Source organism: Sulfitobacter profundi (assembly GCF_042661425.1).
In the GTDB taxonomy this organism is placed as follows: Bacteria; Pseudomonadota; Alphaproteobacteria; order Rhodobacterales; family Rhodobacteraceae; genus Sulfitobacter; species Sulfitobacter profundi.
This window is the reverse complement of sequence record NZ_JBHSWA010000001.1, coordinates 1,501,154-1,515,530: the sequence shown is the minus strand read 5'-3', so window position 1 is coordinate 1,515,530 and position 14,377 is coordinate 1,501,154. Positions and strand designations below refer to the sequence as shown.

General features: G+C 59.2%; 6 protein-coding genes and 6 pseudogenes. 8 read left to right on the top strand and 4 right to left on the bottom strand.

The features are described from left to right. Positions 1–12 precede the first annotated feature (12 nt). The 4 genes and pseudogenes from mnmG (at position 13) to ACFQAU_RS07915 (ending at position 4,177) form a co-directional block, all read left to right on the top strand. A pseudogene (gene mnmG, locus ACFQAU_RS07930) lies at positions 13–1,874 on the top strand (tRNA uridine-5-carboxymethylaminomethyl(34) synthesis enzyme MnmG). Continuing rightward, positions 1,871–2,476 (top strand): 16S rRNA (guanine(527)-N(7))-methyltransferase RsmG, encoded by a 606-nt coding sequence (gene rsmG, locus ACFQAU_RS07925; RefSeq protein ID WP_120349798.1) that lies wholly within the window; start codon positions 1,871–1,873, stop codon positions 2,474–2,476. Before mnmG ends, rsmG begins: the two are co-directional and overlap by 4 nt. Beyond that, a pseudogene (locus ACFQAU_RS07920) lies at positions 2,469–3,265 on the top strand (ParA family protein). The gene rsmG and the pseudogene ACFQAU_RS07920 overlap by 8 nt, the downstream one beginning before the upstream one ends. 12 nt (positions 3,266–3,277) lie before the next feature. Beyond that, complete coding sequence (locus ACFQAU_RS07915) at positions 3,278–4,177, top strand: ParB/RepB/Spo0J family partition protein (protein ID WP_120349796.1); 900 nt, start codon at positions 3,278–3,280, stop codon at positions 4,175–4,177. On the opposite strand, the gene hemW is transcribed toward ACFQAU_RS07915, so the two are convergent. The 3 genes and pseudogenes from hemW to rph all read right to left on the bottom strand — a co-directional run bounded on the left by hemW (position 4,174) and on the right by rph (position 6,641). Next, the gene (gene hemW / locus ACFQAU_RS07910; protein WP_132443959.1) at positions 4,174–5,328 is read right to left on the bottom strand and encodes a radical SAM family heme chaperone HemW; all 1,155 of its coding nucleotides are present in this window, start codon (positions 5,326–5,328) and stop codon (positions 4,174–4,176) included. The two genes, ACFQAU_RS07915 and hemW, sit on opposite strands and share 4 nt — an antisense overlap. Then, positions 5,321–5,931, bottom strand: a pseudogene (gene rdgB, locus ACFQAU_RS07905) (RdgB/HAM1 family non-canonical purine NTP pyrophosphatase). The gene hemW and the pseudogene rdgB overlap by 8 nt, the downstream one beginning before the upstream one ends. Then, the gene (gene rph / locus ACFQAU_RS07900) at positions 5,928–6,641 is read right to left on the bottom strand and encodes a ribonuclease PH (protein ID WP_067630810.1); all 714 of its coding nucleotides are present in this window, start codon (positions 6,639–6,641) and stop codon (positions 5,928–5,930) included. The pseudogene rdgB and the gene rph overlap by 4 nt, the downstream one beginning before the upstream one ends. Positions 6,642–6,751: 110 nt before the next feature. Here rph and hrcA point away from each other — a divergent pair. Both hrcA and ACFQAU_RS07890 read left to right on the top strand, forming a co-directional pair. Then, a pseudogene (gene hrcA, locus ACFQAU_RS07895) lies at positions 6,752–7,815 on the top strand (heat-inducible transcriptional repressor HrcA). Positions 7,816–7,824: 9 nt separating this feature from the next. Next, on the top strand, positions 7,825–8,388 hold the full coding sequence (locus tag ACFQAU_RS07890; RefSeq protein ID WP_067630818.1) for a nucleotide exchange factor GrpE: 564 nt from the start codon (positions 7,825–7,827) through the stop codon (positions 8,386–8,388). Between the two features lie 29 nt (positions 8,389–8,417). Here the strand turns inward: ACFQAU_RS07890 and mutS are convergent. Continuing rightward, a pseudogene (gene mutS / locus ACFQAU_RS07885) lies at positions 8,418–11,038 on the bottom strand (DNA mismatch repair protein MutS). Between the two features lie 193 nt (positions 11,039–11,231). On the opposite strand from mutS, the gene ACFQAU_RS07880 reads away from it, so the two are divergent. Both ACFQAU_RS07880 and ACFQAU_RS07875 read left to right on the top strand, forming a co-directional pair. Continuing rightward, a complete protein-coding gene (locus ACFQAU_RS07880) occupies positions 11,232–13,490 on the top strand; it encodes an NADP-dependent malic enzyme (protein ID WP_132443957.1) in 2,259 nt (752 codons plus the stop codon). Next, positions 13,490–14,364: pseudogene (locus ACFQAU_RS07875) on the top strand (ribokinase). Before ACFQAU_RS07880 ends, ACFQAU_RS07875 begins: the two are co-directional and overlap by 1 nt. Positions 14,365–14,377 lie beyond the last annotated feature (13 nt).

Below are 14,377 nucleotides of genomic sequence, written 5' to 3'. Positions count from 1 at the left end.
GGAGTGTTTCACGTGAAACATTTTGATGTGATCGTGATCGGCGGCGGCCATGCGGGCGCGGAAGCGGCCCACGCTTCGGCGCGCCTCGGAGCTCATACCGCTCTTGTGACGATGGACCGGAGCGGCATCGGTGTGATGTCTTGCAATCCTGCGATTGGGGGCTGGGCAAAGGTCACCTCGTCCGCGAGATTGATGCGATGGACGGCGTTATGGGGCGGGTGGCGGATAAGGCTGGCATTCAGTTTCGTCTGCTGAACCGTCGCAAAGGCCCCGCGGTTCAAGGGCCGCGTGCCCAGGCAGATCGCAGGATCTACCGTACCGAGATGCTCAAAGAGATCGAAGGCCAAGAAAACCTCGATATTGTCGAAGGCGAAGTCGTGGATTTCGCGATGGATGGCGACACGGTGGCCGGGGTGGTACTGGCCGACCGCGCTACTATCCGAGCGACCTCTGTGGTGCTGACCACTGGAACCTTTTTGCGAGGCGTCATTCATATCGGCGACGTATCGCACCAGGGTGGACGAATGGGCGACAAAGCCTCCGTTCGGCTCGCTGAACGGATCGATTCCTTTGGCCTTCCTATGGGACGGTTGAAGACAGGGACGCCGCCGCGCTTGGATGGCCGGACCATTAACTGGGATATTTTGGAAAAACAGCCAGGCGACGAGGAGCCTGTCGTATTTTCATTCCTCTCCACAGAAGTATCTGCACCGCAGGTTGCCTGCGGGATAACGCACACCAACCAGAAAACTCATCAGATCATTCGCGAGAACCTAGATAGGTCCGCCATGTACGGAGGGCATATCGATGGTGTGGGCCCGCGGTACTGCCCATCTATTGAAGACAAGGTGGTTCGATTTGCGGATAAAGACTCGCATCAGGTTTTCTTGGAGCCTGAGGGCGTAGACGACCACACTGTATACCCGAACGGAATTTCAACGTCCCTGCCGGAAGACGTGCAAGAGGCCTACGTACGGAGTATGGTCGGGCTCGAAAATGCAATAATCCTCCAGCCCGGCTATGCCATTGAGTATGATTACATAGACCCGCGTGCTCTGTCTTCGACCCTCGCCGTGCGGACCGTGCCGGGCCTCTATTTGGCGGGTCAGATCAATGGCACCACAGGTTACGAGGAAGCCGCTGCTCAGGGCCTCGTCGCAGGACTAAATGCTGCTTTGATGTCGCAGGGTAGGGACGCTGTGGTATTTGGACGTGCTGAGAGCTATATCGGCGTCATGATTGATGACCTGACGACCCGAGGTGTGAGTGAGCCATATCGCATGTTTACGTCCCGGGCGGAGTTCCGGTTGTCCCTACGCGCAGACAACGCTGACCAGCGCCTGACGCCCCTGGCAATCGAGCTCGGCTGCGTATCGGAAGCTCGCGGTAAGCTCTTTCAGCGTAAGCTGGCTTCTTTGGAGGCCTTTAAGGAGCAATTGCAGGCAAAAGATTGGACCCCGAAGGAACTCCTGGCAGGTGGTATTGCCGTCAATCAAGACGGTTCTAAACGGAATGGTTTTCAGGTCCTCGCGTTTCCGGACGTTAAGTTCGAGGATCTTCTGTCGCTCGATAGTAGCTTAGAGATAGCCCCAAAAGAGGTACGACGCCAGATCGAGCGCGATGCGCTTTACGCGACTTATATCTTCCGTCAGCAGAAAGAGATCGATCTTCTCAAAAAGGACGAGGGCCTTCGGATCCCGCCTGATTTCATGTTCGACGAGCTTGCTGGGCTCTCCAATGAATTGAAGTCGAAGATCGCGTTGGCCCGGCCGGAGACGATGGCACAGGCGGCCCGTATCGACGGGATGACGCCAGCTGCCCTAACCTTAATACTCGCGCGGGTGAAAAGAGGAACGGGTAAGAGGTCTGCATGACGATAGAGAACGCCCTGAATGTTTCACGTGAAACATTTGACAAGCTGGCAGCTTTCGCTGAGCTAGTACGAAAATGGAATCCGAAGATCAATTTGGTTTCCAAAAACAGCTTGGATGATCTCTGGCAACGTCATATCCTCGATTCCGTACAGGTTTTCGAACTTGCTGAGGGCGAGGGCCATTGGGTTGATCTTGGCAGCGGCGGAGGGTTTCCGGGAATCGTGGTTGCGATTCTCAATCAAGAAGCGCAGAATTTTCAAGTGACCATGGTCGAGAGTGATCAACGAAAATGCGCGTTTCTCCGTACCGCAATACGGGAACTCGGCCTGACCGCTTTAGTCAAAACCGAGAGAATCGAACAGTTGGATGGCCTTGGAGCCGATATATTGTCGGCACGGGCTCTTGCTGATTTGACGCAACTTCTGGACTTCACTGAACTTCATCTGAATTCTGACGGTACCGCGCTCTTTCCCAAGGGACAGAATTGGCGAAGTGAAGACAGTGATGCTAAGCAAGTCTGGGCCTACGCGCTCGAAGCCGTAGAGAGCAAAACAAATCCGACTGCCGCTATTTTGAAGATTAAGGATATCACTCGTGTCTGACCTATCTCGTCCGGCTGGACCGAAAATTGTTGCTATTGCGAACCAAAAGGGCGGCGTTGGTAAGACCACAACCACGATCAACCTCGCGGCAGCGCTTGCAGAGGCGGGCAAGCGATCCTCGTTGTCGATCTTGACCCGCAGGGGAACGCCTCTACCGGGCTTGGGATCGAAGTAGAGGATCGAGAGTTCACGACCTATGATCTTTTGCTTGACGACAGCTTGCCGCAGGATGTCATCCAGCGCACTGAAACGGACGGATTACTTATCGTTCCCGCGACGGTGGACCTCAGTTCTGCGGATATTGAGCTTTTCTCGAATGAGAAAAGGAGCTTCCTACTTCACGATGCGCTGCGGCAACCGGCAATGGATCAGTTTGAGTTCGACTATATTCTGATCGACTGCCCGCCATCTCTCAACCTACTGACAGTAAACGCAATGATCGCGGCGCATTCTGTTCTCGTGCCGCTTCAGAGCGAGTTTTTTGCGCTGGAGGGTCTTTCCCAGCTTATGCTTACGATCCGCGAAGTGCGGCAGAGCGGGAATAAAGATCTGAGGATCGAGGGCGTGCTTCTTACGATGTATGATAGGCGGAATAACCTGTCGCAGCAGGTTGAAAGTGATGCGCGTTCAAACCTTGGAGATCTCGTGTTCCAGACCGTCATCCCGCGGAATGTTCTGGTAAGCGAAGCGCCAAGTTTTGCGATGCCCGTTTTGAGTTACGATCCTACTTCGAAAGGGGCCCAAGCCTACCGCGATTTGGCGGCAGAGCTAACGAGAAACAATGGTTAATAAGGTGGCAGTATGGCAGATAAACAAGAGCGTAAACGGGGCCTTGGCCGGGGGCTTTCGGCACTGATGGCGGACGTAGCTGAGACAGAGAGCGTGGCCGCCAAGGGGGCCGCGGCGGCGGAGCAGTTCGTTCCGATTGAGCGGATCAAGCCGAACCCAGATCAGCCGCGTAAACGGTTTGAGCAAGAGCATCTGGACGATCTCGCCGCATCTATCAAGGAAAAGGGGGTCATTCAGCCCCTAATCGTGCGTGCGCTGGACAATGGCAACTTCGAGATCGTCGCTGGTGAGCGGCGCTGGCGGGCTTCGCAAATCGCGAAGATACATAGCCTTCCGGTTATTGTGCGCGAGTTCACCGATGTTGAAGTGCTCGAAGTTGCGATCATCGAAAACATCCAGCGGGCCGACCTGAACTCGGTCGAGGAAGCGGCGGGTTATCGTCAGCTGATGGATAAATTCGGGCACACGCAGGAGAAGATGGCAGAGGCGCTTGGCAAGAGCCGGAGCCATATTGCGAACCTTTTGCGTCTGTTGAACCTGCCAGATCCGGTGCAGGAAATGGTGCGTCAGAATGAATTGAGCGCGGGGCACGCGCGGGCGCTGATCCCGGCAAAGGACCCGATGAAATTGGCCCAGCAGGTCATCAAGGGTGGCCTTTCCGTGCGCGCAACCGAAGCGTTGGTCAAGAGAGATCAGGCTGGCGAGCGCGGTAATATGGTAAATAAAGAGCGCCTCTCGCAGCGCTCAGAGAAAGACGCCGATACTCAGGCGCTTGAAGGCGACCTGTCAGCTAACCTTGGTATGAAGGTTAGTTTGGACCATAAACCGGGCCAAGAAGCGGGTAAGGTGACGTTGCACTATACCACGCTTGACCAGTTGGACGAGATCTGCCGCCTGCTGGGCGGGTCTTAGGGCAAAAGCGTTTCGATCACGGCGTTTAGAACTATAACGCCTTGATCGGACACGGTTAATCTGCCTCCTTCGCGCTTTGCCATGCCAATATCTTGCAGGTGATCGACCGCCTTTTCGTCGATTTCATGCCCGGCGATATTGGCGTAGCGAGCCAGTTCGACGCCTTCTTTCAGGCGTAGACCCATAAGGAGAAACTCGGTCGCCTGTTCGCTTCGGCTGATGGCGGCGCGGGGTTTCTCCGCTTCGCCTTTTGCGACCCCATCAAGCCACCGTTGCGGATTGCTGTAGGCGACGGTTGCTAGTTTTTGTCCGCCAAGCGTCAGCCGTCCGTGCGCGCCGGGGCCGATACCGATGTAATCGCCATAGCGCCAGTAGATCAGGTTGTGACGCGATTGGGCGCCATCGCGTGCGTGATTTGAGACCTCATAGGCGGGCATGCCCATATCGTTGCAGATGTCTTGTGTCAGAGTGAACATATCCGCGCCCAAGTCTTCGTCGGGCAGGCCGCGCAGCTTGCCACGGGCGTAGCGGTCACCGAAAGCGGTGCCTTGTTCGATGGTCAGTTGGTAGAGCGAAATATGGTCTATCGCAAGCGATAGAGCCTGCTTTAGCTCGGCTTCCCATTGGGCCGCGGTCTGATCCTGACGGCCATAGATAAGATCGAAACTGACCCGTTCGAACGTATTGCGGGCGATGTCGAAAGCCGTCAACGCCTCTTCAGTAGAGTGCAGGCGGCCCAAACGCTTGAGATCCCGATCGTTGAGCGCCTGAATTCCCATAGAGACACGTGAAACGCCGGCTTGTCGGTAAGCGGTGAAACGGCCCGCTTCGACAGAACCGGGGTTGGCTTCGAGCGTGATCTCCAGATCATTTGCGGTGGGCCAGTGCCGCCGGATCGCGGCAATGATATCGGCCACGACATCCGGGTCCATCAGGCTGGGTGTGCCGCCCCCGAAAAAGACTGCGTTGAGGACGCGGCCCGGTGTCTCATCCGCCGCTCTCTGAAGCTCTGCCAGATAGGCATCACGCCAGGCGGCTTGGTCAATCCGGCGGCTGACATGGCTGTTGAAGTCGCAATAGGGACATTTCGCCTCGCAAAATGGCCAGTGGATATAAAGGCCGAAGCCGCCCTGTTGCCAATCTTCAGCCAAAACAGCCCGCAATCAATTTCGCAAAAGCATCGGCGCGGTGGCTGATGCTGTTTTTCTGTTCCGCGTCCATCTCGGCGAATGTGATGTCATGCCCATCGGGTTGGAACATCGGGTCATAGCCATGCCCTTGTTCACCCCGCATGGGCCAAACCAGCGTGCCATTTACCTTACCCGCAAAGACTTCGTCGTGGCCATCGGGCCAAGCCAGCACCAGCGTCGCGCAAAACCGGGCGCGGCGCGGGTAGGGGGCGTTTTTTCCTCCAGCAGGTCCCGCGTTTTGGTCATGGCCATGATGAAATCGCGGCCATTCTCGGTCTCTGCCCAGTCGGCGGTATAGACACCGGGGGCGTTGGCCAGCGCTTCGACCTCAATGCCGGAATCGTCGGCCAAGGCGGCCATGCCGGTGGCCTTGGCCGCCGCATGTGCCTTGATCCGGGCGTTGCCGACGAATGTGGTCTCGGTCTCTTCTGGCTCGGGCAGGTCCATCTCTGCCGCGCCGACGACCTCCACCCCATGGGGCGCGAAAAGCTGCCGCATTTCGTCCAGTTTGCCCGCGTTATGGGTGGCGATCAGGATCCGGCTTTCGGTGAACTTGCGTGTCATGCGGTGACCGATTTCTGAATCGCGGCCAGTTCGCCGACGCCTTTTTCGGCCAGATCCATCAGCTGGTTCATCTGGTCGCGCGTATAGGTAGAGCCTTCGGCGCTCATCTGGACTTCGATCAGCTTGCCGGACCCGGTCATGATGAAGTTACCGTCAACGCCGGCCTCAGAGTCTTCGGGATAGTCGAGGTCAAGCACCGGCTGTCCTGCATAGATGCCACAGCTTACCGCGGCGACCGGATCAACCAGCGGATCAGAGACGACATCGCCCGCTTTCATCAGTTTGTTCACGGCCAACCGCAGGGCAATCCAACCGCCGGTGATCGACGCGCAGCGGGTGCCGCCATCGGCCTGAAGCACGTCACAATCGACGGTGATCTGACGCTCTCCCAGAGCGGAGCGGTCGACACCGGCGCGCAGGGCACGACCGATCAGGCGCTGGATCTCGACCGTGCGGCCCCCTTGCTTGCCCGACGCGGCCTCACGGCGCATTCGTGTATTGGTAGCGCGGGGCAGCATGCCGTATTCGGCGGTGACCCAACCCAGACCGGAGCCTTTGATAAACGGCGGCACGCGGTCTTCGATCGTGGCGGTGCACAGCACATGGGTGTCGCCCATCTTGATCAGGGCCGACCCTTCGGCGTGTTTGGTGAAACCTGTCTCGATCGAGACGGCGCGCATTTCATCGAGTTTCCGGCCAGAGGGACGCATGACATATCCTTTTTGATGTTGCCCGGGGATACCGCCCCACAAGGCTTTGATGCAACCCCGATTGACGTTTGCCCGGCTTGTACCTTTATTGGGGAAGAGAGCGAGCACCGATGAAAAACACGCCTGAATTGCTGAAAGACATGAACGACCGATCCCGCGAGGTGTTTCGCCGGGTGGTCGAAGGCTATCTGGAAAGTGGCGATCCCGTCGGGTCGCGCACGCTGACGCGCGACTTCAGCGAAAAGGTTTCGGCAGCGACGATCCGCAATGTGATGCAGGATCTCGAATACATGGGGCTGCTCGACAGCCCGCATGTCTCGGCCGGGCGGATTCCAACCCAATTGGGGCTGCGGATGTTCGTCGATGGCATGATTGAGATCGGCGACCCGACAGAGTTGGACCGCGAAAAGATCGACGCGACGCTGGGCAATAACTCGTCCGATGTGGGCGGGCTTTTGGACCGGATTGGCTCTGCCTTGTCGGGGGTAACGCATGGCGCCTCCCTTGTGCTGACGCCGAAGCACGAAGCGCCGATAAAGCATATCGAATTCGTCTCTCTGTCGCCTGATAGGGCCTTGGTTGTGCTTGTCTTTTCAGATGGCCATGTGGAAAACCGGCTTTTCACGCCTCCGCCGGGGCAAACGCCCAGTTCGATGCGCGAGGCGGCGAATTTTCTGAATGCTTTCGTTGAGGGAAAGACCCTCAGCGAATTGCAACGCAGCATCAAACAAGAGATCGCCAAACGCCGTCAGGAGATTGACGTCTTGGCCCAGCAACTGGTCGAGAGCGGTGCCGTGCTGTGGGACGCAGAAGGGGAGCATTCCGAACGCTTGATTGTCCGGGGCCGGTCGAATCTGCTGAGCGGGGAGGGGAAGCCGAAGACCTCGATCGTATCCGCAGCCTCTTTGATGACCTTGAGCGCAAGCGAGACATCGCCGAATTCCTCGAACTGGCCGAAGATGGGGACGGTGTGCGCATTTTTATCGGCTCCGAAAACAAACTTTTCTCACTTTCGGGTTCCTCTCTGGTCGTTTCCCCTTATATGAACGCTGATCGTAAGGTGATCGGCGCCGTGGGTGTCATTGGCCCGACACGCTTAAATTATGGACGTATCGTGCCGATTGTGAACTACACGGCACAACTGGTGGGAAAGCTGATTTCCGACCGGAACTAGAGGTGGAACATGGCAGAGCCGAAAGAAAACGACTTTTTGGACGAGATCGACAGCGCCGAAGCTGAAGAATACGCCGAAGACATGGCCGAGATCGACGAAGAAGCCCTTGCGGTGGAAGAGTTGCGCGCCGAGCGTGACCAATACCGCGACCGTTTCATGCGCGCGCTGGCCGATGCCGAGAACGCGCGCAAACGCTCCGACAAGGATCGGCGCGAGGCCGAGAACTACGGCGGCTCCAAGCTCGCCCGTGACATGCTGCCGGTCTACGACAACATGAAGCGTGCGCTGGAAACCACCACCGAAGAGCAGAAAGAGGCTTTTGGCCCGCTGCTGGAAGGTGTGGAATTGACGATGCGCGAGTTGCTGAACGTCTTTAAAAAGCACGGCATCGAAGTGATCGCACCCGAAGTGGGCGACAAGTTCGACCCCAAGCATCACGAAGCGATGTTCGAAGCCCCGGTGCCCGGCACCGTCGCGGGCGAGATCATTCAGGTCGCCGCCGAAGGCTTCATGCTGCACGACCGTCTGCTGCGCCCCGCGCAGGTTGGGGTGTCTTCGACCCCGGCGAGCTAAGCCCAGTCAGATATCTTTGAAAGAGGCGGTCAGGACTTGGCCGCCTCTTTCAGTTTGTAGATCAGCTCAAGCGCTTCACGGGGGAGAGTTCATCGGGGATGATCTCTTTCAGCCTTTCCTCGACAGCCGATGTCGTCGCGGGCTTCGGCTGTGGAGTCGGGCTGACGGCGAACAGCGGCAGATCGTCGATCAGGGTCTTTTGCGTCGCGCCGCCTTCGCGCTCGCCTTTTTCCAGCGCCTCCAGCACCACGCGGGCGCGTGCGATCACCGGCGCAGGCAGGCCCGCCAGTTGCGCGACCTGCACCCCGTAAGACCGGTCTGCCGCGCCTTTGCGCACCTCATGGAGAAAGACGACCTCGCCCTCCCATTCCTTGACCGCTACCGTGGCATTGTCGACACCCGGCAGCTTGCCCGCCAGCGCCGTCATTTCATGATAGTGCGTGGCAAACAGCGCCCGTGTCCGGTTCACGTCGTGCAGATGTTCCAGCGTCGCCCAAGCGATAGAGAGGCCATCATAAGTGGCCGTGCCGCGGCCAATTTCATCAAGGATGACCAAGGCGCGGTCATCCGCTTGGTTCAGGATCGCGGCGGTTTCGACCATCTCCACCATGAAGGTCGAGCGCCCGCGCGCCAGATCGTCCGACGCGCCGACGCGGCTGAAAAGCTGGCTGATAACGCCGATATGGGCCGAGCTTGCGGGCACGAAACTGCCCATCTGTGCCATCAACGCAATCAGGGCGTTCTGCCGCAGGAAGGTCGATTTACCGGCCATGTTCGGGCCGGTCAGCAGCCAGATGTTCGCGGCTTCGCCCTCGGCACTAAGGTCGCAGTCATTGGCGATGAAAGGCTCGCCTGATTGTTGGGTCAAAGCGCGCTCAACCACCGGATGCCGCCCGCCCTTGATGTCAAACGCCCGAGACATATCAACGCGCGGGCGGGTCCAATTCTCGCTCCGCGCAAGGTCGGCCAGACCTGTCGCAAGGTCGACTTCGGCTAGCCCGGCAGAGGTTTGGCCAATCTCTGCTGCATGTTCCAAAATGGCACTCCGAAGGCTTTCGTAGAGCCGTTTTTCGATCTCCTGCGCATGGTTGCCGGCGTTGAGGATTTTCGTCTCCAACTCAGACAGTTCGACGGTGGTGAACCGCACTTGGTTCGCCGTTGTCTGACGGTGGATAAAGGTCTCTGACAGCGGCGGAGAGAGCATTTTTTCCGCATGGGTCGCGGTACATTCGACGAAATAGCCCAAGACATTGTTGTGCTTGATCTTGAGCGAGGAAATCCCCGTGTCAGAAACAAATTGCTGCTGCATGCCCGCGATTACGCCGCGCCCTTCGTCGCGCAACTCGCGCGCGGCGTCGAGGTCTCCATCGTGACCGGGCGCGATGAAGCCGCCATCCCGCACCATCAGCGGCGGTTCGGCGACTAAGGCTTGATCCAGCAGGTCGATGAGGTCGCCATGACCCTGCAAACCTTCGGCGGCCTCGCGCAGCAGATCTGGCAGTTCCTGTTGTGTTAGGCTCTGGTGCAAAGCCTCGGCTTCGATCAACCCGTTGCGGATCGCGGCAAGGTCACGCGGGCCGCCCCGGTCAAGCGAAAGTCGCGACAATGCGCGGTCGAGGTCCGGAACATTGCGCAGCCGACGGCGCATGTCTTCGGCAAGACGGGCATTCTCATGGGCAAAGCTGACCGCATCGGCGCGGGCGGACACCACGTCAACGACCCGCGAGGGGCTTGAGATCCGCCGTTCCAGCAGGCGCGCGCCCCCGGCAGTGACGGTATTGTCCATGATCGACAGCAAAGACCCGCCGCGTCCGCCATTCAGAGAATGCGTCAGTTCCAGATTGCGCCGGGTTGCCGCGTCGATCTGTACGGTACGCGCTTCGGCCTCTTTCTGTGGAGGGCGGAGCAGGGGCAGCTTGCCGCGTTGCGTGATTGTGAGGTATTCTATTACCGCGCCCATGGCCGAGACTTCGGCGCGGGTGAAGCTGCCGAATGCCTCAAGCGTCGCGATATCAAACAGGTCGCAGACCCGCTTTTCCGCGCTGGTGCTGTCAAAGGCCGAGCGGGCCAAGCCCGTCAACGCAATCCCGAAATCAGAGACGACTTCGTGCAATTCACTCTCTTTCGCCTCAGAGACGATCAATTCAGACGGCGAGAGGCGGGCCAGTTCCGGCCCCAGACGAACCTGCGCCAGCGGCATGACGTGAAACGCACCGGTAGAGATATCGACCCATGCCATCGCGCAGGCGTCACGGACCTCGGCAAAGGCCGCGAGGTAGTTGTGACGGCGGGCTTCCAGCAGGCTCTCTTCGGTCAGGGTGCCGGGTGTCACCAGCCGCACCACATCGCGTTTCACGACTGACTTATAGCCGCGTTTCTTGGCCTCGGCGGGGCTTTCCATCTGCTCGCAGACCGCCACGCGAAAGCCCTTGCGGATCAGCGTCAGCAGATAGCCTTCGGCGGCATGGACCGGCACGCCACACATGGCGATGTCCTTGCCCTGATGCTTGCCGCGTTTGGTCAGCGCGATGTCCAGCGCTTCGGCAGCGGCCACGGCATCGTCGAAAAACATCTCGTAAAAATCGCCCATGCGGTAGAACAGCAGCGCATCCGCGTGGTCCGCTTTAAGCTCAAGATATTGCGCCATCATTGGCGTTACTTTTTCTGTCTGCACGGCGGCCCCCTATTGCAGCGCGGACCCTACAAAACCCCCGAAGCAGGGAAAGGGGGTGCAGGCGTGATGGGCGGCCTTTATCGGGCAATTTTGCTCTGACGCGGCGCTTGCGTTGTGCAGGCGTCCGATCGTGGCTAAGAAGATTCCAAAGCAAGGGAAGGGCCATATCGTGACCAGAAAGAACCGTATCACCTCTGAAGAGGCGCTTGCCTTTCACCTTGAGCCGACGCCCGGCAAATTCGAGATCTCGGCCACGGTGCCGATGACCACCCAGCGGGACCTCAGCCTCGCCTATTCCCCCGGCGTGGCGGTGCCCTGCGAGGCGATCGCGGAAAACCCCGAGACGGCCTATGACTACACCAACAAGGGCAATCTGGTGGCGGTGATCTCAAACGGGACGGCGGTGCTGGGCTTGGGGAACCTCGGCGCGCTGGCGTCCAAGCCAGTGATGGAGGGCAAGGCGGTTCTGTTCAAACGCTTTGCCGATGTGAACTCGATCGATATCGAGCTTGATACAGAGGATACCGAGGCTTTCATCAACGCCTGCAAGCTGATGGGCCCGACCTTTGGCGGCATCAACCTCGAAGACATCAAAGCGCCTGAGTGTTTCATCATCGAACAACGTCTGAAGGAGGAGATGGACATCCCCGTCTTCCATGACGACCAGCACGGCACGGCGGTGATCTGTGCCGCGGGCCTGATCAACGCGCTGCATCTGTCGGGCAAAAAGATCGAAGACGTGCGCATCGTGCTGAATGGTGCGGGGGCGGCGGGCATCGCCTGTCTGGAACTGCTCAAATCGATGGGCGCGCGGCATGACAATTGCATCATGTGCGACACCAAGGGTGTGATCTATCAGGGTCGTACCGAGGGCATGAACCAGTGGAAATCGGCCCATGCCGCCAATACCGAGCTGCGCACGCTTGAAGAGGCGATGAAGGGGGCGGATGTGTTCCTTGGGGTTTCGGTCAAGGGCGCGGTGACGCCTACAATGGTCGCCTCCATGGCCGATAACCCGGTGATCTTCGCCATGGCGAACCCGGATCCAGAGATCACCCCCGAAGAGGCGCATGAGGTCCGTATGGACGCCATCGTCGCCACCGGGCGGTCGGATTATCCGAACCAAGTTAACAACGTGCTGGGCTTTCCCTATCTCTTTCGCGGTGCGCTGGATATTCACGCACGCGCCATCAACGATGAGATGAAGATCGCCTGCGCCCATGCTTTGGCGCAACTGGCGCGTGAGGATGTGCCCGATGAGGTGGCGCTGGCCTATGGCCGCACGCTGAGCTTTGGTCGCGACTATATCATCCCCACGCCCTTTGATCCGCGTTTGATCCACCGCATTCCGCCTGCCGTGGCCAAAGCGGGGATGGACACAGGGGCCGCCCGGCGGCCGATCATCGATATGGATGCCTATGAACTGGGGCTGAAATCGCGGATGGACCCGACGGCGAGCATCCTGCGCGGCATCAACGCCCGCGCTCGGGCCAATCAGGCGCGGATGATCTTTGCTGAGGGTGATGATCCCAAGGTGCTGCGCGCGGCAGTGATGTACCAGCGTGCGGGTCTCGGCAAGTCGCTGGTCGTGGGCCGCGAGGATGACGTGCGTGCCAAGCTCGAAGAAGCGGGCATGGCCGACGCGGTGCGCGAGTTGGAGGTGGTGAACGCCGCCAATACACAGCATTTGGAAACATACAAAGATTTCCTTTATGGCCGTCTGCAGCGCAAAGGGTTTGACCGCAAAGACATCCACCGCCTTGCTTCGCGCGATCGTCACGTCTTCGCGGCGCTGATGCTGGCGCATGGACATGGCGATGGTCTGGTCACCGGGGCCACGCGCAAATCGGCGCATGTGTTGGAACGGTTGAACCACGTCTTTGACGCAAATGCCGAAGCGGGAGCCGCAGGCATCACGGCGTTGCTGCACAAGGGTCGCATCGTCTTTATCGCAGATACGCTGGTCCATGAATGGCCCGATGAGAACGATCTGGCCAATATCGCCGAAAGCGGCGCGCGTGTGGCGCGGCATCTGGGGCTGGAGCCGCGGGTTGCCTTCGTCAGCTTCTCGACCTTTGGCTACCCCGTCTCGGAACGCGCCGAAAAGATGCACCTCGCGCCCGAAGTGCTCGACCGGCGCGGCGTCGATTTCGAATACGAAGGCGAGATGACCGTCGACGTGGCTCTGAACGCGGCCAGTCAGGCGAACTACCCGTTCTCGCGGCTGACGGGGCCTGCCAATATCCTCGTGGTGCCAGCGCGGCACTCGGCCAGCATCTCGGTCAAGCTGATGCAAGAGATGGCGGGGGCCACGGTGATCGGGCCGATCCTCACCGGCTTGGACAAATCGATCCAGATCTGCTCCTCCACCTCCACGGCGAATGACATTCTTAACATGGCCATTCTCGCGGCCTGCAAGGTGGGCTGATGATCTGGAACCTCGGCTCTATCAACGCGGATAACTTCTATCTGTTGCCCCATCTGCCGGGGCCGGGGGAGACGATTTCGGCCCGCAATTTTCGGCAAGGGCTGGGCGGTAAGGGGGCCAATATGTCGGTCGCCGCCGCCCGCGCCGGGACGCGGGTGATGCATGTCGGCGCGCTTGGGGCCGATGGCGGTTGGGCGCTGGAACGGCTGTTGGAATACGGGGTCGAGACGGCGCATATCACCTTGATGGAGGGGGTCACCGGCCACGCCAATATCGCCGTTGATCTTGAGGGCGAGAACAACATCGTCATTTTCCCCGGCACCAACCACGAAATCACCGATGAGATGATCGGCGCGGCGCTGAGTGAGGCCTCCTCTGGCGATTGGCTGTTGATGCAGAATGAGACCAACGGCCAGCGGTTCGCGGCCCGGACCGCAAAAACATTGGGCCTGCGGCTGGCCTATGCCGCCGCGCCTTTCGATGCAGCCGCGGTGACGGCGATCCTAGACCAGATCGATCTGTTGGTATTGAACGAGGTCGAAGCGGCGCAGCTTCGGGCCGCGACGGGGGTGAGCTGCGGCAACTGCCTGTCGATGACATCGTGGTGACGCTGGGCGCCGGGGGTTGCGAATGGGTCTCTAACAAGGCGCATCTGGTGGAAAGTTACCCCGCCTATCGGGTCGAGGCGGTGGATACGACCGGGGCGGGGGATACCTTTACCGGCTATCTGGTCGCCGGGTTGGATCGGGGGATGACCATGCCGCAGGCGATTGATCTGGCGATGCGCGCCGGGGCGCTGATGGTCATGCGCCATGGCACCGCGGATGTGATCCCCGACCTGAAAGAGATCCGGGATCACGATTTTCGTACCTAAGCGATCGGTGTCG